This is a genomic window from Clostridium estertheticum, assembly GCF_011065935.2.
Lineage (GTDB): Bacteria > Bacillota > Clostridia > Clostridiales > Clostridiaceae > Clostridium_AD > Clostridium_AD estertheticum_A.
In genome coordinates this window covers 3,722,073-3,746,308 of record NZ_JAAMNH020000001.1, presented here as the reverse complement: position 1 = coordinate 3,746,308, position 24,236 = coordinate 3,722,073, and the positions used below count along the sequence as shown (strand labels likewise).

Annotated in this window: 24 protein-coding genes; 22 read left to right on the top strand and 2 right to left on the bottom strand. The window is 30.4% G+C overall.

Annotated features, from left to right (window positions below):
* Nucleotides 1-67 precede the first annotated feature (67 nt).
* Nucleotides 68-331: a hypothetical protein gene (locus G9F72_RS17875; RefSeq protein WP_164955979.1), complete on the bottom strand. Its 264-nt coding sequence runs from the start codon at nucleotides 329-331 to the stop codon at nucleotides 68-70.
* 319 nt (nucleotides 332-650) lie between these two features.
* On the opposite strand from G9F72_RS17875, the gene G9F72_RS17870 reads away from it, so the two are divergent.
* The 16 genes from G9F72_RS17870 (at nucleotide 651) to holA (ending at nucleotide 16,631) form a co-directional block, all read left to right on the top strand.
* Nucleotides 651-953, top strand: coding sequence for a hypothetical protein (locus G9F72_RS17870; RefSeq protein ID WP_224676159.1), 303 nt, complete (start codon nucleotides 651-653; stop codon nucleotides 951-953).
* A gap of 12 nt (nucleotides 954-965) precedes the next feature.
* The gene (locus G9F72_RS17865) at nucleotides 966-2,006 is read left to right on the top strand and encodes a V-type ATPase subunit (protein ID WP_164955977.1); all 1,041 of its coding nucleotides are present in this window, start codon (nucleotides 966-968) and stop codon (nucleotides 2,004-2,006) included.
* Between the two features lie 38 nt (nucleotides 2,007-2,044).
* Nucleotides 2,045-4,012 carry a V-type ATP synthase subunit I gene (locus G9F72_RS17860; protein WP_164955976.1) on the top strand — a complete coding sequence of 656 codons (1,968 nt, stop codon included), beginning with the start codon at nucleotides 2,045-2,047 and terminating at the stop codon, nucleotides 4,010-4,012.
* A 34-nt stretch (nucleotides 4,013-4,046) separates the two neighbouring features.
* Nucleotides 4,047-4,472: an ATP synthase subunit C gene (locus tag G9F72_RS17855; protein WP_164955975.1), complete on the top strand. Its 426-nt coding sequence runs from the start codon at nucleotides 4,047-4,049 to the stop codon at nucleotides 4,470-4,472.
* Between the two features lie 17 nt (nucleotides 4,473-4,489).
* Complete coding sequence (locus G9F72_RS17850) at nucleotides 4,490-4,798, top strand: V-type ATP synthase subunit F (protein ID WP_164955974.1); 309 nt, start codon at nucleotides 4,490-4,492, stop codon at nucleotides 4,796-4,798.
* A gap of 32 nt (nucleotides 4,799-4,830) precedes the next feature.
* A complete protein-coding gene (locus G9F72_RS17845) occupies nucleotides 4,831-5,448 on the top strand; it encodes a V-type ATP synthase subunit E (protein WP_164955973.1) in 618 nt (205 codons plus the stop codon).
* A 45-nt stretch (nucleotides 5,449-5,493) separates the two neighbouring features.
* Nucleotides 5,494-7,251, top strand: a complete 1,758-nt coding sequence (locus tag G9F72_RS17840; protein WP_164955972.1) for a V-type ATP synthase subunit A — start codon at nucleotides 5,494-5,496, stop codon at nucleotides 7,249-7,251.
* Nucleotides 7,252-7,295: 44 nt separating this feature from the next.
* Nucleotides 7,296-8,678 carry a V-type ATP synthase subunit B gene (locus G9F72_RS17835; RefSeq protein WP_164955971.1) on the top strand — a complete coding sequence of 461 codons (1,383 nt, stop codon included), beginning with the start codon at nucleotides 7,296-7,298 and terminating at the stop codon, nucleotides 8,676-8,678.
* 1 nt (nucleotide 8,679) lies between these two features.
* Nucleotides 8,680-9,303: a V-type ATP synthase subunit D gene (locus G9F72_RS17830; protein WP_164955970.1), complete on the top strand. Its 624-nt coding sequence runs from the start codon at nucleotides 8,680-8,682 to the stop codon at nucleotides 9,301-9,303.
* Nucleotides 9,304-9,512: 209 nt separating this feature from the next.
* Nucleotides 9,513-9,692, top strand: coding sequence for a hypothetical protein (locus G9F72_RS17825; protein ID WP_164955969.1), 180 nt, complete (start codon nucleotides 9,513-9,515; stop codon nucleotides 9,690-9,692).
* Nucleotides 9,693-9,886: 194 nt separating this feature from the next.
* Complete coding sequence (locus tag G9F72_RS17820) at nucleotides 9,887-10,051, top strand: zinc-ribbon domain-containing protein (RefSeq protein ID WP_124998203.1); 165 nt, start codon at nucleotides 9,887-9,889, stop codon at nucleotides 10,049-10,051.
* 190 nt (nucleotides 10,052-10,241) lie between these two features.
* A complete protein-coding gene (locus G9F72_RS17815) occupies nucleotides 10,242-10,772 on the top strand; it encodes a phosphatidylinositol kinase (RefSeq protein WP_411955964.1) in 531 nt (176 codons plus the stop codon).
* Nucleotides 10,773-10,889: 117 nt separating this feature from the next.
* The gene (locus G9F72_RS17810; protein ID WP_164955967.1) at nucleotides 10,890-13,382 is read left to right on the top strand and encodes a cation-transporting P-type ATPase; all 2,493 of its coding nucleotides are present in this window, start codon (nucleotides 10,890-10,892) and stop codon (nucleotides 13,380-13,382) included.
* Nucleotides 13,383-13,503: 121 nt separating this feature from the next.
* Nucleotides 13,504-13,752, top strand: coding sequence for a hypothetical protein (locus G9F72_RS17805; RefSeq protein ID WP_164955966.1), 249 nt, complete (start codon nucleotides 13,504-13,506; stop codon nucleotides 13,750-13,752).
* 44 nt (nucleotides 13,753-13,796) lie between these two features.
* A complete protein-coding gene (locus tag G9F72_RS17800) occupies nucleotides 13,797-15,569 on the top strand; it encodes a ComEC/Rec2 family competence protein (RefSeq protein WP_164955965.1) in 1,773 nt (590 codons plus the stop codon).
* Between the two features lie 27 nt (nucleotides 15,570-15,596).
* Nucleotides 15,597-16,631, top strand: a complete 1,035-nt coding sequence (gene holA / locus G9F72_RS17795) for a DNA polymerase III subunit delta (protein WP_164955964.1) — start codon at nucleotides 15,597-15,599, stop codon at nucleotides 16,629-16,631.
* Between the two features lie 39 nt (nucleotides 16,632-16,670).
* Here holA and rpsT read toward each other — a convergent pair whose 3' ends face one another.
* On the bottom strand, nucleotides 16,671-16,943 hold the full coding sequence (gene rpsT / locus G9F72_RS17790; protein WP_164955963.1) for a 30S ribosomal protein S20: 273 nt from the start codon (nucleotides 16,941-16,943) through the stop codon (nucleotides 16,671-16,673).
* 258 nt (nucleotides 16,944-17,201) lie between these two features.
* On the opposite strand from rpsT, the gene gpr reads away from it, so the two are divergent.
* The 6 genes from gpr to hrcA all read left to right on the top strand — a co-directional run bounded on the left by gpr (nucleotide 17,202) and on the right by hrcA (nucleotide 24,227).
* Nucleotides 17,202-18,176, top strand: a complete 975-nt coding sequence (gene gpr, locus G9F72_RS17785) for a GPR endopeptidase (protein ID WP_164955962.1) — start codon at nucleotides 17,202-17,204, stop codon at nucleotides 18,174-18,176.
* A 51-nt stretch (nucleotides 18,177-18,227) separates the two neighbouring features.
* Nucleotides 18,228-19,343 carry a stage II sporulation protein P gene (locus G9F72_RS17780; protein ID WP_164955961.1) on the top strand — a complete coding sequence of 372 codons (1,116 nt, stop codon included), beginning with the start codon at nucleotides 18,228-18,230 and terminating at the stop codon, nucleotides 19,341-19,343.
* 87 nt (nucleotides 19,344-19,430) lie between these two features.
* Complete coding sequence (locus tag G9F72_RS17775; RefSeq protein ID WP_164955960.1) at nucleotides 19,431-19,700, top strand: hypothetical protein; 270 nt, start codon at nucleotides 19,431-19,433, stop codon at nucleotides 19,698-19,700.
* Between the two features lie 212 nt (nucleotides 19,701-19,912).
* On the top strand, nucleotides 19,913-21,718 hold the full coding sequence (gene lepA / locus G9F72_RS17770) for a translation elongation factor 4 (protein ID WP_164955959.1): 1,806 nt from the start codon (nucleotides 19,913-19,915) through the stop codon (nucleotides 21,716-21,718).
* A gap of 66 nt (nucleotides 21,719-21,784) precedes the next feature.
* Nucleotides 21,785-22,909, top strand: coding sequence for a radical SAM family heme chaperone HemW (gene hemW, locus G9F72_RS17765; RefSeq protein ID WP_164955958.1), 1,125 nt, complete (start codon nucleotides 21,785-21,787; stop codon nucleotides 22,907-22,909).
* Between the two features lie 271 nt (nucleotides 22,910-23,180).
* Nucleotides 23,181-24,227 carry a heat-inducible transcriptional repressor HrcA gene (gene hrcA / locus G9F72_RS17760; RefSeq protein ID WP_164955957.1) on the top strand — a complete coding sequence of 349 codons (1,047 nt, stop codon included), beginning with the start codon at nucleotides 23,181-23,183 and terminating at the stop codon, nucleotides 24,225-24,227.
* Nucleotides 24,228-24,236: the final 9 nt, after the last annotated feature.

Here is a 24,236-nt window from a genome sequence, read left to right as displayed (position 1 = left end):
ATATAAGAGATAGTCAACCTTTTTATCTATATTATTAAGGAATAAAAAAGAGATTTAAACTCTTTTTTTAATTTTCTTCGACCTTCTCTTTTCCTTCAATATGCTGGATTCCAGTGTCATTTATTTTATAATTCCCTCTGTCCTCTTGTTTTTTTATAAACTTCTTATTAATTAGTGATTCAAGTGATGCCTTAAATAATCTAAGATCACCCTTACCCTTGCCTAAATCAATACCCAATTTTATTTTTGCTACACTTTGTGGGGATGCAGCTTTATTTTCATAAAGATAATTTAATAAGTTACCTTCAATTTCTTCTATGTTATCCTTCATAATTAGCCTCCTTCATTAATACAATTAGCAATAGTACTTAATTATACTACAACATTCAGTTAATAAAAAGACATAGTTTAAAAGGACAAGGTTTATAGGTGGGTATGTGAGATAATCACAGGTAGAGTTAGCTATTTACGTTATATATTGGAATAATACTCAAATTCATTACTAAACGCTTAGATAATGTCAAAAATAGCTTTAGACATTACTATTCAAAGAGAATATAATGAAAGGATAGTTATTTTCTTTATTATAGGAAAAAAACAAATCGATGGATTATTTTAAAAATAATGGGGGCGATGCTTTGGAATTTGTAATGAACAAAATAATGAGTATAGACAAAGATGCTGAAAGCTATAGAAATAGCATTGATGAATTGATAAAAGAAAAAGAAATTGAACTAGAAAAAATTATAATGAATATGAAGGTTAGCTTTCAAGAAGAATCTAAAAATATTAAAAGCACTATAAGTGATGAAATAATAAAAGAGGCTGAAAATAGATCTAAGAACATAATAAAAGAAAAAGAAGAAGAACTAAATATAATTAATACGAAATATGAAAGAAATAAATTAAAAATAGTTGATGAAATATTTAATAGAATAATAAAATCACAATAGGAGTGAAAATATATGGGAAGTGTTGTTAAGTTTAGTGCCATAAATACTAAGGTAAGGGCTATGATGGGAAAGCGGATGAGCAAAGACCAGTATTTGAAATTGCTAAATTGTAAAGACTTTAAAAGCACTCTTGAGGTATTAAAAGAGGAAACTAGTTATGGTGAAATTTTAGAAGGGTATAACTTAGAGAAGATTCATCGGGGTGATTTAGAAATTATTTTACATAAGTATTATATAAGTACTTATAATAAATTTATAAATTATTTTAATGGTGAATATAGGGATCTTATTAAAGCACTTTTTTTGAGATGGGAAATAGAAGATTTAAAAGTAATAATAAGAAGTAAAAATTTAGGCCTAAGTAAAGAAGAAATAGAAAACAAGCTAATTGCAAGAAGTACGTTAAATACAATAAAGTATGATTATTTATTAGCTTTAAAAAATGTAGAAGAGGTAATAGACGGATTAAAAGGTAGCATATATTATAAGAGCCTAAAAAATTTAGCTAAAGATACAAGTGCAAAAGGATTATTTAGAATTGAAACGGAACTTGATTTTGTTTATTTTACATCCATACGACGCGAACTCCAGCATTTAGATAAGGAAAACAAGGAAGTAGTCTATAGTATTATTAGTCTTGAAGCGGATCTTCTAAATTTAGGATGGATATATAGAGGGAAAACTTTTTACAAAATACCTCCGGAGGAACTTTTTAACTATACTATTTATAATGGGTATAAACTTTCTAAGGAGAAACTTAGAAAACTTTGTTACATAAATGATATAGAAGAATTTAAAAATCTATTAGAAAAAACGCCCTATGCATCCATATATGAAAAGGATGAACCTAATTTAATTGAAAAACGAGAACGAGAATTTCAAAAAAAATATTTCAATAAAATTCTTAGAGAAAATAAAACAAATATTAGCGTAGTTATTAGTTATCTTATTGTTTATAGGATTGAAATAAGAGATATTATATCTATAATAGAACAAAAGAGGTATTGCAATACCACAAATGAGTGTATTAATTATGGTTCGTCCATGTTATAAATTCTTAACTATCGTATAGGAACGCAGGAGGTGATTTTGTGTCTATAGAAAAAATGCATATGGTTAATTTAGTTGGGAAAATTGAAGATTTTGATAAAATAACTAAAATGTTAGCACTTGAAGGCTGTATGCAACCAGTAAGTGCTTTTCAAGAAATAAACTCGTCAGATTTTATATTAAAAACATCCTCGGATAATGTAGAGGTTATAATGGACGTAAATTATATAAGACCTTACGCGTATGATAAAGAATATAATATTAGTTTAAAACATATTGAGAAACTTCAAGAGGCTCAAAATACCCTTGGTATAAGTAAAGAGCACATTAAAGAAGTGATATTTGATTTTGACACCATAGAAAAACAATTATGGTCAGTCTACGGAAGATTTAATATTTTAAACACAGAACTCGAGGATTTGAAAGAGAAAGATCATTATCTTAAAAACACTTATGAGGCCCTAAAGTTTTTAAAAAAAATAGAGCTTCCCATAGAAGATATTACGACTATGAAAAATTTTGAAATGGGTTTATACAAAGTGCCAGAGCAAAATATGCTTAAAATAAAAGCCAATTATGAAAATATACCTTCAGTAATCCAATCTGTCTATACAGAAAAAGATTATGATATATTTATAGCATTTACTCCAATACTTTTGTTAGTAGAGACGGAAAAAATTTTTAAATCTGCTAATTGCGAAAAAATTGTAGTGCCTGATCATTATACAGGAATTCCGAGGGAAGTGGCAGTAACAGTACGCGCAGAAATAAACCAAGTGCAACAATCCATAGATGAAATTCAAAAACGGCTTAATGATTTCCTAAATGAAAATTATGAAATTATAATAAACATTCAAAATAGTTATGAATTAGAGCAAAGGTCTGGAGAAATAAAAAAAAGTGCGGCTTGTACTAATGAATTTTTTTATATTTCTGGTTGGATACCTGAAAGCTATATGGAAAACTTTAATAAGCTGCTTTCGAACTTTGATGATAGAATTATATTTATTAGAAAGGACCCTAATGAAAGAACAAATAAAGATATAATTACACCAACAATGCTTATAAATAATAAATTGTTCAGTCCGTTTGAGAGTATGGTTGGGATGTATGGTATTCCTAGTTATGATGAGATTGATCCTACCATGTTTTTGGCAATAACCTATACGTTAATGTTTGGTGCTATGTTTGGGGATATAGGACAAGGATTAGTATTGGTATTAGCAGGGTTTTTGCTTAAGAATAAGCTAGGTAGTAATAGTTTTGGTGGAATTTTTGAAAGGATTGGGATAAGTTCTATTATATTTGGTTTTTTATATGGAAGTGTTTTTGGCTCTGAAACAGTAATTCCAGCTCTTCTAATTAGGCCTATGGAACATATTGAGGATATACTAATTGCCACAATAATTTTTGGATGTGGTTTCTTGATTTTAGGTTTTGTTTTAGGAATAACTAATAGCTTAAGACGAAAAGACATAGAACAGGCAATATTCGGAAAAGAAGGTCTTGCAGGTTTAATGTTTTATATTGGAGCATTATCATTAGTAGTATCTATTGTCTATAAAAATCCATTATTACCAACAACCATTTGGATAATATATTTTATTTTCTTTCTATTATTGATATTGTTAAAGCAACCACTAGCAAATATTATTTTAGGTAAAAAAGTATTATTTGAAGCTGGAGCTAAAGATTATTTTATAGAATCAAGTTTTGAGGTAGTAGAAACTTTACTATCTATGTTTTCTAATACACTCTCGTTTGTAAGAGTAGGTGCATTTGCTTTAAATCATGTTGGTTTGTTTATTGCATTTGCTGCGCTAGCTTCTATGACTAATAGTGGTGTTGCTTCAGTGCTAATACTAGTACTTGGAAATGTAATAATTATATGCCTTGAAGGGCTCATAGTATTTATACAAGGGCTAAGACTGGAATACTATGAATTGTTTAGTAGGTATTATGAGGGTGGGGGTGTTACTTTTGAACCTGTGAAGGTTAAATTGAAGTGACACATATAAAAAAATATAAGGAGGAATAACGATTATGACTATATTATTAATGTTAACATTTTGTGTTGTTATAGCTACTATTACTTATGGGGTGGTGGAGCAAAGTAAGATAGATGTTTTAGGTAGACAAAAAATTAAAAAAGCTCTTAAAATAAATTTAGGTGTATTTATACCAGTTATTATGGGGGCTTTAATAGTAAATATTCCAAGTGTAGCTCACGCTGCAGTAGCAGTAGCAGTGAACCCAGCTGCAGGAATTGGATATCTAGCAGCTGCCCTTTCTACAGGACTTGCAACTCTTGGTGCAGGTTATGCTGTAGGGGCCGTTGGTTCTTCAGCCTTAGGTGCGGTATCTGAAGATCCTAAGATACTGGGGAAAACTCTTATTTTTGTAGGTCTTGGAGAAGGTATTGCTATATATGGACTTATTGTATCTATAATGATACTTGCGAAATTGTAATTTTAGGAGAGCGGGTTATGAGAAGTTATCTAATAAGTGATAATGTAGATACATTTGTAGGTATGCAAATGGCAGGACTAGAAGGCATTGTTCTTCATGAAAAAGAGGAAATCGTAAAAAAAATTGAAGAATTAAAGAAAGATAAGGCAATAGGAATAATAATAGTAACAGAGAAAATTGCAGCGAAAATACCCGATGAAGTAAGAAAAATAAAGTTGTCCAAGCAAAGACTACTTTTGGTAGAAATTCCGGACAGGCATGGTTGGAGCAAGAGTAGTGACGCTATTTTAAGATATGTTAAAGAGGCTATAGGCCTTAAGTTATAATAAGAGCATTAGAATTTGCAGGAGGGTTGGTTATGACCACCATTGAAGATAAGGTAAGTTTGTTTTCTAAGATGATATATGACAAGGTAAATGAAGAAAAAGAGGGAAGATTAGAAGTCTTCAGTATAGAAGCTGAAAAAAGAATAAATATGGAAAAAGCAAAGATAGATGAGCTTAGGCAGTGCCTTCAAAAGGAAGTGACAAAAAAATCTAATATTAAAGCAAATTCGATAGTGGCAAAAGAAAGACTTACTAAGCAGAGAGAAGTGTTATCTCTCAAGGAAAAACTGATTAATCAGGCTTTAGAAAATCTGAAACAAAAGCTTGTAGAATTTGTGTCTTTAACGGAATATAAGCCTTATTTTCTAAGTATATTAGAAAAGACTTTAAAGGAAATAGACAAAGGGAACTATTATATTATAGTTTTAAAAAAAGATTATGAAAAATTTCAAAGTGAAATTGGAATCGTGCAGAGAGATTACAGTGATCGAAATGCAGAAATAAAGATTTCAGAGGGAGACTTTATAGGGGGCATAATAATAAAAGATATTGAAGGAAAATTTAAAATAGATAATAGTCTATATTCCAAATTAGAAGAAAGCAAAGAACTAATTGGTGTTAGAGTTATGGAAATGCTAGCCATAGAGTAAGCTAGATTTCGCATCTGTCCACTGATTTATGAATGGGGGAAAGACATGGAAGGAAATATAATGGGAGTAAATGGTCCAGTTATAAAAGCTGAGCACATGAAGGGCTTTAAAATGAGAGAAATGGTTATGGTTGGTTTTAAAAAGCTCATCGGTGAAATCATAATATTGGAAGAAGATTTTGCAACTATTCAAGTTTATGAAGAAACTAGTGGACTTAAAATAGGTGAACCTGTAATTTCTACTGGAAGTCCTCTTTCTCTTAAACTGGGACCAGGAATACTTGGAAACATATTTGATGGAATTGAGAGGCCACTTGAAAAAATAAATGAAATGTCTCATGGCTTTTTACCTGAGGGTATAGGATTAATTTCTCTTGATGAAGAAAAACTTTGGTATGTAGAAATTACAGTTAAACTAGGTGATGAATTAAAAGAAGGATATATATATGCAAATGTTCAAGAAACTGAATCAATAATGCATAAAATATTGGTTCCACCAGGGGTGTTTGGAACTGTAATTGAGGTAAATGAAAATGGTAACTATAATATAGAAACCACGGTTGTTAAATTAAAACAAGACGAAAAGATTTATGAACTTAAGCTTTATCAATATTGGCCTGTAAGAAATCCAAGACCAGTAAAAGATAAAAAAACTATTTTTAAACCTCTTATCACGGGACAAAGAATTATAGATATATTCTTTCCACTGGCAAAAGGCGGTACTTGTGCCATTCCTGGTGGATTTGGTACCGGAAAGACTATAACTCAGCACCAGCTTGCTAAATGGTCTGATGCGGATATTATAGTATATATTGGTTGTGGAGAAAGAGGAAATGAAATGACAGAAGTTCTAGAAGACTTTCCAAAACTTATAGACCCTAGAACAAATTTGCCTCTTATGAATAGGACTGTGCTAATAGCAAATACATCAAATATGCCCGTAGCTGCAAGAGAAGCAAGTATTTATACAGGTATAACTATAGCAGAATATTTTAGAGATATGGGTTATCACGTTGCTATAATGGCAGACTCAACTTCAAGATGGGCAGAAGCACTAAGAGAAATATCAGGAAGACTTGAAGAGATGCCTGCTGAAGAAGGGTATCCAGCTTATCTACCATCAAGAATAGCAGAGTTTTATGAAAGAGCAGGCTACGTAGAAAACTTAAACGGCAGCGAGGGTTCTGTAACTGTAATTGGCGCAGTTTCGCCTGCTGGGGGGGACTTCTCGGAACCTGTAACTCAAAATACTAAAAGGTTTGTTTCAGCTTTTTTAGGCCTTGATAAAAAACTAGCTTATGCAAGACACTATCCTGCAATAAATTGGCTATCTAGTTATAGCGGATACACTACACTTCTAAAGGATTGGTATGAGGAAAATGTGGCGAGCGACGTAATGGATTTAAGGGCAAAGATGCTTAAGCTTTTATATGAAGAAAATAAGCTTCTGGAAATAGTTAAACTAGTAGGTGAAGATGTGCTTCCGGACGCACAAAGGCTTATTATTGAAGTAGCTAAATGTCTTAAAATCGCATTCCTCCAGCAAAATGCTTATAATCCTGTAGATACTTTTGTACCATTAGCCAAACAATATAAGATGCTTAAAGCTATAGAATCCTTTTATGATAATGGAGGTAAGGCAGTAAAAGTTGGCATACCAATATCCGTTATAATGAATAAGGAATTAATGGAAAAGCTCTATAAAATGAAATACAATATACCAAATGATAACCCATCACTTATAGATGATTTAGAAAGTGAATTATCAAGTTATTTTGAGGAACTTATAGCAAAATATAAATAGGTGGATAATTAATATACCTACAGAGACTAGCAAGGAGGTGCAATATGAAAAAAGAATACTTAATGTTAAATAAAGTGCAAGGACCTTTAATTATACTTTCTAATGTAGAAAATGTAGCCTATGATGAAATCGTTGAAATATTGGTGGATGAAAAATATAAAAAAAAGGGGAAGGTTGTTCAAATCTATAAAGATAAGGCTATAGTACAAGTTTTTGAAACAACAACTGGAATGTCAGTAGAAAATACATCAGTGCATTTTAAAGGGGAATCCTTTAAAATAGCTATTACAAAGGATATATTAGGGAGAGAATTTAACGGCATAGGTGATCCAAGAGATAATGGGGGAGAAGTTTATTCTTCACAAAAATATGACGTAAATGGAAGGCCAATGAACCCTGTGGCTAGAAGATACCCTAGAGACTATATACAAACAGGAATATCCTCCATAGACTGCCTTGCTACTTTAATAAGGGGGCAAAAGCTTCCTATATTTTCTGGGAATGGTATGGCTCATAACGAGCTAGCTGCACAAATCGTAAGGCAAGCAAAAGTTTCTAGCGAGGAAGATGAAAATTTTTGTATAGTATTTGGAGCTATGGGCATAAAGTATGATGACGCTAATTATTTTAAGAAAAGCTTTGAAGAAGCAGGAGTCTTAGAAAAGGTGGTTATGTTTACAAATTTAGCAGATGATCCCATAGTTGAGAGAATAATAGCTCCAAGATGTGCTTTGACTGTTGCAGAATACTTAGCTTTTGAAGAAGATATGCATGTACTTGTAATACTTACAGATATGACTAACTATTGTGAAGCACTAAGAGAGCTATCTTCCTTAAAAGAAGAAGTTCCTAGTAGAAAGGGCTATCCAGGATATTTATATTCTGACTTAGCGTCCCTATATGAAAGAGCTGGTATGATGAAAGGGAAAAAGGGAAGTATAACACAAATACCAATACTCACTATGCCAAACGATGATATAACGCATCCAGTACCAGACCTTACCGGGTTCATAACGGAAGGACAAATTGTTTTAGGTAGAGGAATTCAACAAAGAGATATATATCCGCCAGTAAACATTTTATCCTCCCTTTCTAGACTTATGAAAGATGGTATTGGAGAAGGTTTTACTCGTGAAGATCATGGAGACGCGTCAAATCAAATATTTGCAGCATACTCTAGGGTGCAAGATGTAATAGCACTTGCACAAGTTATAGGAGAAGATGAGCTTTCGGAAACAGATAAGATATATATGGAATTTGGTAGAGCTTTTGAAGAAAAATTTTTGAAACAAGACTTTGATGAAAATAGGGATATGACAGAAACTTTAGATTTAGCTTGGGAGATTCTTGGTATATTGCCGAGTAGTGAGCTGGATAGGGTTTCACCTAAAATTTTAGAAAAGTATTATAAAGCAGTGGTGAAATAATATGGAAACCTTTGCACCAACAAAATCTACTTTAATGGCTGCTAAAAGTTCCTTAGATTTTTCTGAAAAAGGTTTTGAACTACTAGATAAAAAAAGAAATGTATTAATAAGAGAAATGATGTCTTATGTTTCTAAGGCGCATGAACTTCAAAATCAAGTTAATATGACTTTTTCAAAGGCATATAAGGCATTGGAATCTGCAAACATAAATTCAGGTATAAAAAATATACAAGACATAGCCATGTCAGTAGAAGAAGCTAAAGATTATGAAATTTTATTTAAAAGTGTAATGGGAGTAGAAGTACCAAAAATTACTTTCGAGAGAAAAGAAATAGAACCAAGATATGGATTTTACAGAAGTAATGCATCCATTGATGAGGCCATGAAAGAATTTAATAATGTAAAATATTTAACTTACGAGCTTGCAGAAGTAGAAAATGCCGTATACAGATTAGCAATGGAAGTAAAGAAAACCCAAAAGAGAGCCAATGCACTTCAAAATATACAGATTCCTAAATTTGAGGAAATAGTAAAGTTTGTTACAGAAGTTTTAGAAGAGAAAGAAAGAGAAGATTTTTTTAGGCTAAAAGTAGTAAAAAAGAAACATAGAAAAGAAGAAGATTAGCAAAAGTTAATTTTAATAAAAGAATATTCAAATTATTTAAAATGTGTTATAATGAATTTAGAAAAGGAGGATATAATAGGAAAATTTATGGATAATAAATTATGCTAAAATGTTTGAAGTTTTAAGTTGAATTATTGTTTAGTTTTAAATAATATATGCGAAATATATGATTAAGAACAACATTTTAAATAAATAATAAGAGGTGGAATATGGAAGAATACAGAGGCTATGTAATAGAAGTTATTGAAAATAATGAAAAAGAATATCCATTTAAGGCAATAGCAAGAAAAGAAGAAGAAGAAATAAAACATAAGGGACATAGCAAACTACAAGCCATTGATCTTGTTAAAGAAACCATTAATTTAGCTTTAGCTAGAGTTAGTAAATAATGAATAGTTAGTATTTTTTTCAAGTATTTTAAAGAAAAGTATTGCAAACCACTAATATATATGTTATTCTAAATGAGTTGAGATTGCAAAATCAACAACACCGAGATTTAATATGATTTAAACATTACCTTTTTAGGCATATAAAGTAAATCAGCTCTTAAATCTTAATATAATTAAAAAGGAGAAATGTTTAAATGGCAGATAAAACTATAATATGCAAAGATTGTTCACAAGAATTCGTATTCACTGAGGGTGAACAGGAATTTTACAAAGAAAAAGGATTCGAAAATGAACCACAAAGATGTCCTGATTGTAGAAGAGCTAAAAAACAACAAAACAATAGAGGATTTCAAAGATAATATTATCTAATAAAAATTACCTGTAGGAATTAATTCCTACAGGTTTTTATTTTGCGAAAAAATATTGTATAATTTTCAAGAAAGCATGATATAGTATTATATATATATGGCAAATAAAATAACAAGTGAAGTATGCCAAGGGAAAAGGAGCGATTACCATATGAGAAATATAAAATTAAGTAAAGCTAATATGAATAAAATAACAATGCATAATGTTAAGTTAGATAATGTGATAATTCCACAAAAGGAACATACTCACGGAGGAACCTATGAGGGTGAAAGAAAAAATGGTGTAAAAAATGGCCAAGGGACTTTTATTTATACGGATGGAAGTAAATATGTAGGTCTTTGGAAGAATAATAAAATGCATGGTGAGGGAACTCTTACATGGGCATGTGGAGAAAAATATGTAGGCCAGTGGAATAATGATGAAAAACATGGAAGTGGAATTTATACCTGGCCAGATGGTGAAAAATATACAGGGGATTGGGAGAATGGTGAAAAATGTGGTCAGGGCATTTGCAGCTGGCCAGATGGAGATACTTATGTAGGTGACTGGAAAGATGGACTTAGACATGGCGAGGGAATCCATACTTGGTCTCAGGGAGATAAATATATAGGTCAGTGGCAAAATGATGAAAGAGACGGCCTCGGAATGTACATATACGCTGATGGAGAAATGGAAATGGGACAATCTAAAAATAACCAATTGATAAGGTAAGACAATTGCTATATTGTACTTTAAAATTGTGAGACTTTAGCTATTTATGCTAAAGTCTCCTATTTATTCAACGAAGATTATATTGTATAAAAAATGCTAAAGGATAGGTTGGGTAATATGAAACAATGGTATGGAAAAACAATGACGAAGGTAGTGAAAATTTTAGATTCAGACATTGATTTGGGTCTAACTGAAAATAAGATTGTATATATGAGGGAAAAACATGGCGAAAACCTTATATTAAAGCCTGAAATTGAAAGCCTTTTAACTTTGATTATTGAAGAAATAAGACAATTATGGATGGTTGTATCATTCATTTTTATAGCTATGTTATTTTATAACAAGTTACCTATTATAGCATGCATTGTAATTTTAATCATGATAATTAGTGTTGTATATTTAATTAATGGAGACTATAGTGAAGAAAAAAGCTTAATGGCAATTGATAATTTAAATACAGCTTTTTCATATGTATTACGAAATGGAAAGAGATGTAAAATAGCTTGTGAAGAAATAGTAGTTGGAGATATGGTTTTTTTAGAAAATGGTAGCTATGTACCAGCTGATATTAGAATAACAGAATGTGAAGATCTTAAGGTAAAGGAAGTTGCTGTAACCGGTGAAAAATATGAAGTGGAAAAGTACTCTATGAAAATAGAGGGAGGGGTAATAAATCTTTCTCAAATAAAGAATATGGTATTTAAATCTTCTATTGTTACTGGGGGATTTGGACTAGGTATAGTTATTGCTACAGGAATGAACACGCAAATTGGTAAAATTGCAAGTGCATTATTGGAATATAAAAAGGATAATAGGGTTTTTACTAAAAGCTTAAATAAAATTGCAAATAATGCAGCGAAAGTTACTATTGTAGCGGGTGCAATTACCTTGCTTTTTACCCTATATAATAAATTTTTAGTCTATGATATTATAAATACTCTTATATATGTTTTTATGACATTTTATTCGCCAATTTATATTATAATATTATTTTTATTTTTTAATATTATATTTAATGGATTTAAGAAGAAGAATATATTCATAAAGAATATTTCTGCTATATACTTTCTTGCAAACATTACTACAATATTTACAAAGAAGATTGGGTGTATTTCTGAGAATATATTTATTTTTAAACAAGTGTACTGTGACAATATGCTTATTGATGTGCAAAAACAAGGTATTGCTATGGAAGATACTATGGAGAGAATAACCAGTATAGCATTGCTTTGTAATGATGCTAAAACTTGTATTGAGGGAAAGGCCTATATGGGAAATGATAATTCTATTGAGAACTTAGCAGAATATGCAATTCTTGAATTTTTTAATGAAAAATTCCCGGAAAAAAGTAAGTTAGAAATGGAGCAAAAAAGAATCTTTAAGATACCCTACGATTCTGACAGGTTGATAAAAACTGTTGTAAATAAGATTGAGGACAGGTATAGAGCAAATGTATCGGGGAGTCTTGATAGCATATTAAATAAATGTACCCATATTTTAATTAATGGGGTAGAAAAAGAAATTAAAGAAACTGATCTTAAAACTATTATAAGTGTTCATATAGGCATGTCTAATAGTGCGTATAATGTTATAGCTTTCGGATATAGAAATTTCAATTATGAACCTAGCATTGATGAAAATATTGAAAGTAATTTAGTTTTTGTAGGTCTAATGGGCTTTGAGAATCCTATAAAAAATAATTCCTATGCTGCAATAGAGAAATGCGAGGACGCAAACATTAGGCTTATTATAGATGAAGAAGATAATAAGCTTGCTTGTTTAGCTTTTGGAAAACAAATAAGACTTACCCACAAAACAGAAGAAATTTTATCAGGTATAGAAATAGATTATATGGACAAAGAAGAATTTGAAAAAAACATTGAGGCTGTTAGCATTTTCTCTAAAATTTCTTCTAAACATAAAAGTGAAATTGTGAATTCCTTAAATCATAAAGGGCATTCTATAGCTTCAGTAGGGGATAGACTAACCGATTTGGAATACCTTAATAATTCCCGTATTTCAATTTCCACAGGAAGTGAATGTAGCACAGTAGTGCGAAAACTATCAAGCTTATTTTTACAAGAAAATGATTTCAGTGAAATAATAAATTTAGTTCACCATAGTAAAAAGATTATTAACTATATAAGTGAATTAGGTCTATTTATTAGTTCAGTAGGGCTCAGTGAAATTCTTATAATATTAGTGAGCTTAATTACTAGGGAGAAAATGCCGTTTACACTTATTGATCTCTTATATTTGAACTTTATAATTATACCTTGCTCTGGGGTGTCAATTCTATTGCAAAATAGGAATAGTGATAAGGTTATGAAAATTATTAATTATAAGCATGTAAAAAGAGTTTCTATAAGGAATTCCTTTATAACTAGCATAATATATTTTATAATTTCGGGTTTGATAGGTGAAGTTGCTATTGGTAGCACAGAACATATTGGCTTTGTTATTTTTATTTTATACCAAAACCTATTCGCTTTAACACTAATATATGAAAAGCATTTTTCAAAAAATAAAATTTCACATAGTTTGTTACTTATTAATTTAGTATTACAGTGTATATTTATTTTCATGTGCCTTGTTAATGTTATTAGTTAATATGATAAATATAACAAGGGTGTCAAAAAGTTTCTAAGGGTGCTCGAAAAATGAAAAACAAGTAAAAATACCCTGATTAATATGAATATTTATTGGATAAAATAAAATTGTGGAGGTGTGTGTGAAAATGCTTGAAAATATATTTGAAACAAAGGTAATAGGAAGTAACACAATTTTTTTAGATATACCAGAAAGTGATTATTTTATTAATTATAATAGTTTATCAGAAAGTGCGGCGCAGGAAATTACTTATAACTATTTTAAAATAAGAAATAAAACTGGAATACCTCATGTAAAACACATTCATGCCATTCCTAATATCCACAATGTTGAAATTATAATAGAAATAGAAAAGGATGGAACAAATTAATATGTTCTTTTTAATAAATAAATTTTTAAGTAGGATAATTTATTATGGTTAGACCCTTAGTGTATTATGCAGTGTCAATTTTTATGGGATGCTTTACTTTTTTAATTTTAATTAATAGTCCTATTTTAGGTGCAGTTATAGCTGCATCTTTTTTGGCTGTTATGCATTTTACTATGGAGAAGAAATTTTTTTATCTGGTAGCTTGTTTTTTTATTATTGGGGTTATAAATTATTATTCTTATTTTAATATTAACTTACCAAAGGCGCAAAAGCTTAAAGTGAGAATTTCAGACAAAAGTAATTATTATTGCTATGCAAAAGTTAATAACAAGAAAATTATTTTGGAGGGCAATATTTTTAAATTAACTGAGGGAAGAAATGTTTGGATAAGTGGCAATTTTAAAAAAGTACCGGTTTATGAAAGAGGTATAGTTGGAACCTATACAGTTAAAGATTATAAAATATGTAATGAGGACTTAATATCAAAGATTGAAAGTTTTAGAGAAAACTTATACCAAAAATTTTATCTTGTACTCGGAAGTGAAAAAACTGCACTAGTTATGGGTGTATGCTTTGGAGATGCTAGCTTTATTGAAAAAACTCAAAAGGAAGACTTTAAAAAATTAGGCATTAGTCATGTTATAAGCGTATCGGGACTACATATGTCAATAGTATATAAAACCTTAGAAATTATTATTGGTTATAAAATTGCTCTCTTATTTTCTTTTGCATATATGATATTTACAGGAGGGCAAGCTCCTACTATAAGAGCTTTTATAATGATTTTTATACTGAAAATATCAAGTAGAGTTTATAAAAAATACGATAGTCTTTCATCTATTAGCCTAGCTGCAATTATATTATTGTTAATTAGACCCTTTTCTATTCTTGATATAGGTTTTATGCTTTCCTTTCTTTGCGTTCTTGGAATTATAATGTTTAATAAGAAAATAAAAAAGGTACTCTATAAACTGCCTGCCAGTTTAAACGAATCTTTTAGTTTAAGTATCAGTTCTCAAATATTTTCATTGCCCTACGCAGTCTTTGCACTGAAAACTTTTAGTCTAGGATTTCTTTTTAGCAACTTCTTGTTATTACCTTTTTATACCCTAGTAGTTGTTTTAGGGAATATAGGACTGGTTCTTAGTGGTTTTCATGAACTGCTTAATTTAATAAATTACGGGTTGTATACAATTTTAACAATTATAGAATTCATTCAAAAAATCCTAGGCATAATGTTACCAGAAATAATTTACTTTTCTTATATAGAAAGTTTAGTTGTATTTGGGCTATATCTATGTTATCTTGGAATTAAAAGTGGATATAAGCAATTTAAGTACCTTCCCCTATGTGTTGTTTTTGCTTTTGCATATCAAAATTATAAAGTTTTTCCAGAGATTAGCTATATAAATGTAAATAACAATGATATAGTTTTAGTACAATATAGAAATGATACAATTGCAGTGACTACAGGTAACTTCAATATTAAAGATTTAAAAGTGCCTATAAAAAAAGAAAATGTTTTTCGGGGTTACCGTGGAGATTCAATTATGAACCTTTCAGCCAGGTGTAATATTAGGTTAATTAGTCACGGTAATAAATTAGAAGCACAGGTATGCTTTTTAGAAAAATCAAATATAGAACCTAATTTGGAGGCTTTTAATGATAAACTGGTATTTAATAATACTGGTAGTGAAATTGCAGTATATAAAAACATTATAAAACTGAAAGTGGATGAAACCTATACACCCACAGGTACAATAATAAATAAATATATAATTATAGGAAATAAAGCTTTGAAATTATTAATTTTTTAAATTTTTATAGAAGTTGGAGGAAATATTTTGATTAATTTTGCAGATTTAGAAAAAAAGTTAAAGAAAAATGAAATAGATAATTGTTATGTATTTTGCGGATCAGATGAAAAATTAATAAAACACCATGTTAAATTTATAACTGATAAGGTGTTAAAAAGTGATTTCGTGGATTTAAATTATTCAAAATTTGATGGTAACAAAGCTGATTTTGAGACAATTATTGAGGCTTGTGAAACAATGCCATTTATGAGCGATAAAAAAGTAGTGGTGGTATATAGAGCATCATTTTTAGATGATAGCGGCACAAATAAAAGTTCTGGGGACTTGAAAGGTGAGAACTTCCAATTATTAAATGAATATTTAAGCAATCCCTCTCCTCATTGCGTTCTAATTGTATATTATGTGTTTTCAAGTGACAGAGAGAAGCCAAGTAATAAAATTAAAAAATTAGAAAAAAAAGCCTGTGTTATAAAAGTTGATAAATTAAGAGGTGAAGTTCTTCAAAAAAAATGTAGGGATTTATTTGAAGCTGCAGGTAGTAAAATAGGAAAAGCGGAGCTTACACTATTTTGTAATCAGGTAGACAATAATATGGATATTGTAATTAATGAAATAGAAAAATTAATTTCTTATGCTGAGGGAAGAGATATTACAAAAGATGATATTTTTGATATGATGCCTCAAAAGAGTGAAAATGATATTTTTAATTTGGTAGATTACTTGTCTCAGAAAAACATTAAGAGGGCTCTGGATATTTTAAATGAACTTATATATAAGGGAGAGAAGATTCCACTCATATTATTTATGATGGGACGACAATTCAATCTTTTATTTAATATTAAATTAGGTATTGAGAGCGGAAAATCAAAAGAAATTTTAGCTAATGAATTAAAGCTTCATCCTTATATATGTGAAAAAATGATATCGCAGAGCATGAAGTTTACTTTAAAAGCTCTAAAGCGAAATATTGAACTATGTGTTGATACGGAAAAAACACTGAAAAGCACTTCCACTGATAATAAAATAAATATTGAAGTCTTTATGATAAAGACTGTTATGTAGCAAAAAAAATAAAAACCGGTGGACATCACCGGTTATTTATTATGCAGTTAAACTTAAATTGTTTAACTTCGCTGCGAGTCTTGACTTTCTTCTTGCTGCTTTATTGATGTGAAGTATTCCCTTTGTTACAGCCATATCTAAAGCTTTAACCACGTTTGCATATGTAACCTTAGCTTCTTCAACATTGCCAGTAACGACAGCTGTTTCGAATTTCTTTATCTTAGTTTTTAAAGCAGATTTAATCATTGTATTTCTTAATGTCTTAACTTCAGTAACTTTAATTCTCTTTTTTGCTGACTTGATATTTGCCATTTAATTTTCACCCCCCTTTGTATTTAATCCGTATCAGCAGTTTTGGGGAAAACTGCATACGAGTCTATTAATTAGACAATAGACAACTGATATTATAGCATTAAAATTAAAGCACTTCAAGTGAAATTTATCCTATATATAGAAATTTTAATATAATGTTAAATTTTATAGAAATGTTAAATAAAATAAATATTTTTATAAGAATAGGAAAACACTATTAGGAAAAGCTAATATTAAAAAATTAGTTGAGGTGAAATTATGATAAGTATAAGAACAGACTTAGCAGTGGAAGCTAAAGAGATATACAGTGCAGACAGTAATGGCGAGATGCCGGGTGTTGATGTAGATGAGTATAATGATGGTGATATTAAAATTACTAATGTAAAAATAGTAAGCGATGTTGGAGAAAAAATGATGGGAAAACCAAAAGGTACATATATAACTATTGATATCCCAGAATTTGTTCACTATGATGGTGAGGCTATGGACAGGGTAAGTGTTGTAATGGGAAAGGTACTTAAGCCCTTAATAAAATTAGAAGATAGTATGACAGCTCTAGTGGTTGGACTTGGTAATTGGAATGTAACTCCAGATGCTATAGGGCCAAAAGTTGTTTCAAAAATAATGGTGACTAGGCATTTAAAACAATTAGTACCGGACTCCATAGATGAAGGTATAAGGCCGGTGTGTGCTATATCACCTGGAGTACTAGGAATAACTGGTATGGAAACTGGTGAAATTATCAGAGGCATTGTTGAAAAAATTAAACCCAATTTAGTAATTTGCATTGATGCATTAGCTTCTAGGAAAATGGATAGGGTGAATAGAACTATACAAATAGGGACTTCTGGGATTTCGCCTGGAGCAGGAATAGGAAATCGGAGGATGCAAATAAACGAGGCAACACTGGGAGTACCTGTTATTGCTATTGGGGTTCCGACAGTAGTGGATGCAGCAACACTAGCAAATGATACCATTGATTTAGTACTTGACGAGATGATTAGAACTGCAAATGCAGGGGGAGAATTTTACAATATGCTCAAATCCATCGATAAGCAGGAAAAACAAAAGATGATAACTGAGATATTAAATCCATATGTTGGTAACCTTGTAGTTACACCAAAGGAAATTGATATGGTTATAAATTCTCTTTCTAAAATCATTGCAAGCGGCCTTAATATAGCCTTGCAACCAGCACTGAACCTTGAGGATATAAATAAGTTCCTAAACTAGTAATAAATTTCTATATTCCCTCATATTATTGTAAAAACAGGGGGGATGAAAATGAACTTTTCAAAATACACTATTAAAAAAGATAGTAATGTGAGAATTGCTTTTAGTATTTTCACATTACTAATTATTTTTTTATTTGGGATCATTTTACCTAAAAGTACTAAGGCCTACAGTGAAGGGAATTATATAAATTACTTTTATGTTAAGGCTGTTAATAATACATTATCTGTAATTAAGTCCGTAAGCACTCAAGATCAGTCTATTAAAAATGAAACTAGCTTAAAATTACAAGCACTATCATTTTTAGGAATAGACATTTCTAATCCTATATCAATAATAACAAAAGAAATTGCATATTTGAATGAAAATGAAATTAGTGGGGATGTAAATGTAAAAAAGGATAGCAATGAAGTGAACAAATTAAAAACATTTATTCTTAACCCTTTTAATTTAGGAGATAAACAAATAAGTAAGAATGAAGTTGCAACTCAAAAACCTAATGTGATTGCAAACCTTTATGATCCTAAATTGAAAAAAACTTTAAATAATGCTAAGCCTGAAGTGCTAATATATCATTCTCATACCTCGGAAGCTTATCTAGCCTCAGACAAAGATACATCCAAAGTTAGCAGTAGTTCGGATGTAACAATAAATGTAACGGCTGTAGGAGATGTAATAGAAGAGGAACTAGAAAAAAATTATGGAATTGCAGTCATACATGATAAGACTGTGAATGATAAAGGAGATTATTACGGGGCCTATAAAAAATCTGGAGCTACTTTAGATAAATATTTAAAGGAATATGGAGACTTTAAATTAATTATAGATTTACATAGAGATAGTATAAAGGCAGTAACTACCAAATTAAACGGGGAAAATGTTGCTAAATTTATGTTTGTAGTGACAGAGAAAAACCCTAAGTATGCCAAACAAAAGAAATTAATAGATTCCATGATAGGGATATCAAATAAACTATTTACGGGTCTTTTAGACCCCAGGGAAATATATACTTATGAATACGGTATGGGTTTCTATAATCAGAATAGAAGTGATAATGCTGTGTTAATTGAAGTAGGTTCAAATAGTAATACTATTGAAGAGGTAAAAAATACTGGTAAGTATTTAGCTAGAATAATTGCAGAGCAAATAAATGGAAAAAGTGAATAATATATTTTAAAAAGTGCATCCTTACTAAGGTGAAGATAATAGTTAGCAATTATTATCTATCTGTGATAACTCTAGGAGGCACTTTTTATGCGAAAAAAAGGTAGAACTAAATACATTCTTATTATGTTGCTTTGCTTTTTTATATTTATATATGGATTCACAGAAATTAATATTACTAAGGCAAAAGATTTGAGAAAAAAGTCAAAGTTCACAATAGATTTAACTTTAAAACCCATTGATCTAAAAATAGAGACTGTAAACTATATATTTTATGTGAACAATAAAATTATTGATAAGATGAAAGAAAAATATAATGAAGTATATGATGAGATATATAATGGGATTTTTTCAAAATAATACGAATATTAAGCTCTTTAACTAAATAAATTGCTTTGCAATAGTACTTTGTGTTGACAAAGCTCTAGACATTTATGATATAATTTAAGTTGTTTTGTAAAAACTAATATATTTTGTGGCACATAACAATAATAAAAAGTGGAATATAAAGTATAGTTAGGTTATGCTAAAGATAATAATTAATTCATATACAATAACGGGGGTAAAAATTAATGCAGAGTGATAGACAAAAATACATAAGAAATTTTTCCATAGTTGCACATATAGATCACGGCAAGTCTACACTTGCGGATAGGCTACTCGAAAAGACAGGTACACTAACTAAAAGAGAGATGGAAGAACAGGTACTTGATACTATGGACCTAGAAAGAGAAAGAGGTATTACTATAAAATCTCAACCAGCTCGGTTAATTTATAAAAGGGATAATGGAGAAGAATACATATTTAATCTGATAGATACTCCAGGACATGTAGATTTTAACTATGAGGTTTCAAGGAGTTTAGCGGCGTGTGAAGGAGCAGTGCTTGTTGTTGATGCGTCTCAAGGAATTCAAGCTCAGACCCTGGCAAACTGCTATCTAGCTTTAGATAATAACCTTGATATTGCACCAGTTATTAATAAAATAGACCTTCCTAGTGCAAGACCACAAGATGTTATTAAGGAAATTGAGGACGTAATTGGAATTGAAGCTCAGGACGCTCCTTTAATTTCAGCTAAGACTGGACTTAATATAGAGGATGTTTTAGAAACTGTAGTAAATAAGATTTCACCACCTAGTGGTGACGCGGAAGCTCCACTTAAAGCATTGATTTTTGATTCTTCCTATGACAGCTATAAGGGTGTTGTATGCTATATAAGAGTTAGAGATGGTAAAGTTAGACAAGGAACAAAGATTAAGCTAATGAATACAAATAAGATATATGATGTAGTAGAAGTTGGAGTTTTTGTGCCAAATTATCTTCCCGTACCTGAGCTAAGTGCTGGGGATGTTGGATATATAACTGCATCTATAAAAAATGTTAGGGATGCACGAGTTGGGGATACAGTAACAGAGGCTGCAAGACCAGCTGAGGAACCGCTTAAGGGATACAGACCAGCGATACCTATGGTGTTTAGTGGTATTTATCCTGTAGATGGTGCCAGATATGGAGAATTAAAAGAAGCACTAGAAAAACTTCAGCTAAATGATGCAGCCTTAGGTTTTGAACCAGAAACCTCTATTGCATTAGGTTTTGGATTTAGATGTGGATTCTTAGGGCTTCTGCATATGGAAATAGTGCAAGAACGAGTAGAAAGAGAATTTAATTTAGATATTATTACCACCGCTCCTTCAGTTATATATAAGGTAATGAAAACTAATGGAGAATTAATAGAAATAACAAACCCTACAAATCTTCCAGAGCCTACAGAAATTAATTATATGGAAGAGCCAATAGTTAAAGCTTCTATCATAACACCATCAGAATATCTAGGAACAGTTATGGAGTTATGCCAACAAAAAAGAGGCGTATACATTGATATGAATTATATAGAAACTACTAGAGTAGTAGTAAATTATGAATTGCCACTTAATGAAATAGTATATGACTTTTTTGATGCCTTAAAATCAAGAACAAAAGGCTATGCATCTTTTGACTATGAATTAAAGGGATATATCAAAGCGAATCTTGTAAAATTGGATATTTTGCTTAAAGGAGAGAAAGTTGATGCTCTTTCTATGATTGTTCCTGAGGAGACAGCTTCTCATAGAGGAAGAGTTATGTGTGAAAAACTAAAAGAACACATACCAAGGCAAATGTTTGAAATTCCAATACAAGCAGCTATAAACGCAAAGATAATTGCAAGAGAAACTGTAAAAGCAATGAGAAAAGATGTTTTAGCTAAATGTTATGGCGGAGATATTTCAAGAAAAAGAAAATTATTAGAAAAACAAAAAGAAGGTAAAAAGAGAATGAGACAAGTTGGAAGTGTAGAAGTTCCACAAGAAGCATTTATGGCTATACTTAAGGTAGATTAATCTTAATATTAATGCTTATATAATATTAAGATTGAAGCATATTAATATTTAAAGTGAGGATGAGATATGAAAGAAGTTGCGTTGTATATACATATTCCCTTTTGCAAGCAAAAGTGTTTATATTGTGATTTTCCGTCTTTTGCAGGTATTGAGGAACATATGCTACATTATGCCGTAGCCTTAGCCAAAGAAATTAATAGTATAAAAAATAAAAAAATAAAAACTATTTTTATAGGTGGGGGAACTCCCACCTATTTATCTTTGGAGGGCTGGAGAATAATAAAAGAAAGTATTGATGCATTAGATACCCGCGGGGATTTAGAATTTACAGTAGAAGGAAATCCAGGAACCTTTACAACGGAAATATTAGAGCTTTTTAAAAAAATGGGAGTAAATAGACTTAGTATTGGACTTCAAGCCTTTCAAGATTCGCTTCTAAAAAGCCTTGGGAGAATTCATACTATAGAAGATTTCAAACAAAGTTTTGAAATGGCTAGGAAGTTAGGGTTTAATAACATAAATGTAGATTTAATGTTTGGGCTGCCATGTCAAACTTTTGAGCAGTGGCAAGAGACATTGAAAAACGTCACTGAACTTAATCCAGAACATTTATCTTGCTATAGTTTAATAGTAGAAGAAGGAACACCTTTTTTTAAAAGATTTGAGGGGGGGACATTAAAGCTTCCAGATGAGGAAATAGATCGAGCTATGTACCATGAAACAATAGTATATTTAAGAGAAAAAGGATATTTACAATATGAAATTTCAAATTTTGCAAAAGACAAAATGGCTTGTAGACACAATTTAGTATATTGGGAAATGGAGGAGTATATTGGTTGTGGGTCTGCTTCTCATTCATATATTGATGGGTTTAGGTATAGAAATGAAGAAAATGTAGAAGCATATATGGAGAAAATAAATGTCCATGGTAGTGCAATAGTAGAAAAAGTGAAAAATTCAACTAAAGACGACATGGAAGAGTTTATGTTCATGGGCCTTAGAAAGACCATAGGCATTAGCAAAAGTCAATTCCAAAAAAGATTTAAAATTGATATACATAGTGTTTATGAGGTAGTAATAAGTAAATATACAAGTTGTGGACTCATGGTGGAAAATGATGATAATATTTTTTTAACACATGAAGGCATTGAAGTATCTAATATAATTATGGCAGAGTTTCTTCTACCATAAACCTCAATATATTTACTAATCATTTTATAGAGTAGGGTATAAATAAAAGAAAAAAATTATAAGACCACATGAAATAGGTCACTTCAACTTTTATGAAGTTGACTAGAAAATTAAAGAAAAATAGAGCATGATAAATATAAACTGGCTCAATGAGTATAAAATGGCTATATTGAAAAATGAGGGTTATTGACAAATACCATAGTAAATGATACTTTTAATACATACTCGTTAGCACTCAATGGTAGTGAGTGCTAATAAAAGAGGTGATATTATGGAAATGGATGAAAGAAAGATTAAAATACTTCAGGCTATAGTTACAGATTATATAAACAATGGTGAGCCTGTAGGGTCCAGAACCATAGCTAAAAAGTATGATTTAGGTATTAGTTCAGCTACTATAAGAAATGAAATGTCAGACCTGGAAGAGATGGGATATATAGAACAACTCCATACCTCCTCAGGTAGAAAACCATCAGATAAGGGTTATAGATTATATGTTGATAGACTTATGCAAATCACAGAATTATCAACTGAGGAACAATATATAATTAAACATCACCTTATTAATGTTGCGCTATATGAGGTTGATAAAATTGTTAAACAAGCAACACTAGTGCTGTCTCATCTTACAAATCTTACATCTATAGTTAAGGCACCCTCTGTTCAAAAGAGTTGTATAAAGTATATTCAGCTAATGAATCTAGATGCTGGAAGTGTCCTGTTTGTAATTATTACCGATAGTGGCATAATCAGAAACAATGTTATTAAGATTAGTAAACCCATTAATAGTGCTACCATAGAAAAACTCACCCATATACTTAATTTTAGATTAGGGAAGCTTACAATTGAACAAATAAATTTAGAAGTAATAAATAATTTAAAAAATAATTTAGCTTCTTATGAAGAAATTTTTGACGGTATTATTCCAGCCTTATATGATAGTTTGTCCGGAGTGGAAACTTCAGAAATATATATTCAGGGTGCTACAAATATATTTAACTACTCAGAATATAACAATATTGATAAGGCTCGGGAGTTTTTAATTTTAGTAGATAATAAAGAAAGTATAAATAGTTTACTAAATGCAAAAGACATTACAGGTAACATTACAATCAAAATTGGTGGTGAAAATTTTGTCGAATGTGCTAGGGAATGCAGTATTATAACTGCGGTTTATAGCGCCTCAGGTACACCGCTGGGTTCTATTGGTGTTATAGGACCAACAAGAATACCCTATGGGAAAGTTATATCCGTGTTAACAGAAATAGTTAAAGAATTAAATGACAATATAGCTCAAATTTATGATGATCATAGATAAAATTTTAAT

What these genes read in the sequence shown, in the direction of transcription:
- G9F72_RS17820 (WP_124998203.1), top strand. Translation starts at nt 9,887, where the DNA reads ATGGCAGATAAAACTATAATATGCAAAGATTGTTCACAAGAATTCGTA.
- G9F72_RS17775 (WP_164955960.1), top strand. Translation starts at nt 19,431, where the DNA reads ATGCGAAAAAAAGGTAGAACTAAATACATTCTTATTATGTTGCTTTGC.
- G9F72_RS17830 (WP_164955970.1), top strand. Translation starts at nt 8,680, where the DNA reads ATGGAAACCTTTGCACCAACAAAATCTACTTTAATGGCTGCTAAAAGT.
- hemW (WP_164955958.1), top strand. Translation starts at nt 21,785, where the DNA reads ATGAAAGAAGTTGCGTTGTATATACATATTCCCTTTTGCAAGCAAAAG.
- G9F72_RS17875 (WP_164955979.1), bottom strand. Translation starts at nt 331, where the DNA reads ATGAAGGATAACATAGAAGAAATTGAAGGTAACTTATTAAATTATCTT.
- G9F72_RS17855 (WP_164955975.1), top strand. Translation starts at nt 4,047, where the DNA reads ATGACTATATTATTAATGTTAACATTTTGTGTTGTTATAGCTACTATT.
- G9F72_RS17845 (WP_164955973.1), top strand. Translation starts at nt 4,831, where the DNA reads ATGACCACCATTGAAGATAAGGTAAGTTTGTTTTCTAAGATGATATAT.
- rpsT (WP_164955963.1), bottom strand. Translation starts at nt 16,943, where the DNA reads ATGGCAAATATCAAGTCAGCAAAAAAGAGAATTAAAGTTACTGAAGTT.
- G9F72_RS17870 (WP_224676159.1), top strand. Translation starts at nt 651, where the DNA reads ATGAACAAAATAATGAGTATAGACAAAGATGCTGAAAGCTATAGAAAT.
- G9F72_RS17865 (WP_164955977.1), top strand. Translation starts at nt 966, where the DNA reads ATGGGAAGTGTTGTTAAGTTTAGTGCCATAAATACTAAGGTAAGGGCT.
- lepA (WP_164955959.1), top strand. Translation starts at nt 19,913, where the DNA reads ATGCAGAGTGATAGACAAAAATACATAAGAAATTTTTCCATAGTTGCA.
- G9F72_RS17840 (WP_164955972.1), top strand. Translation starts at nt 5,494, where the DNA reads ATGGAAGGAAATATAATGGGAGTAAATGGTCCAGTTATAAAAGCTGAG.
- G9F72_RS17810 (WP_164955967.1), top strand. Translation starts at nt 10,890, where the DNA reads ATGAAACAATGGTATGGAAAAACAATGACGAAGGTAGTGAAAATTTTA.
- hrcA (WP_164955957.1), top strand. Translation starts at nt 23,181, where the DNA reads ATGGAAATGGATGAAAGAAAGATTAAAATACTTCAGGCTATAGTTACA.
- G9F72_RS17825 (WP_164955969.1), top strand. Translation starts at nt 9,513, where the DNA reads ATGGAAGAATACAGAGGCTATGTAATAGAAGTTATTGAAAATAATGAA.
- G9F72_RS17850 (WP_164955974.1), top strand. Translation starts at nt 4,490, where the DNA reads ATGAGAAGTTATCTAATAAGTGATAATGTAGATACATTTGTAGGTATG.
- gpr (WP_164955962.1), top strand. Translation starts at nt 17,202, where the DNA reads ATGATAAGTATAAGAACAGACTTAGCAGTGGAAGCTAAAGAGATATAC.
- G9F72_RS17835 (WP_164955971.1), top strand. Translation starts at nt 7,296, where the DNA reads ATGAAAAAAGAATACTTAATGTTAAATAAAGTGCAAGGACCTTTAATT.
- G9F72_RS17780 (WP_164955961.1), top strand. Translation starts at nt 18,228, where the DNA reads ATGAACTTTTCAAAATACACTATTAAAAAAGATAGTAATGTGAGAATT.
- G9F72_RS17815 (WP_411955964.1), top strand. Translation starts at nt 10,242, where the DNA reads ATGAATAAAATAACAATGCATAATGTTAAGTTAGATAATGTGATAATT.
- G9F72_RS17800 (WP_164955965.1), top strand. Translation starts at nt 13,797, where the DNA reads ATGGTTAGACCCTTAGTGTATTATGCAGTGTCAATTTTTATGGGATGC.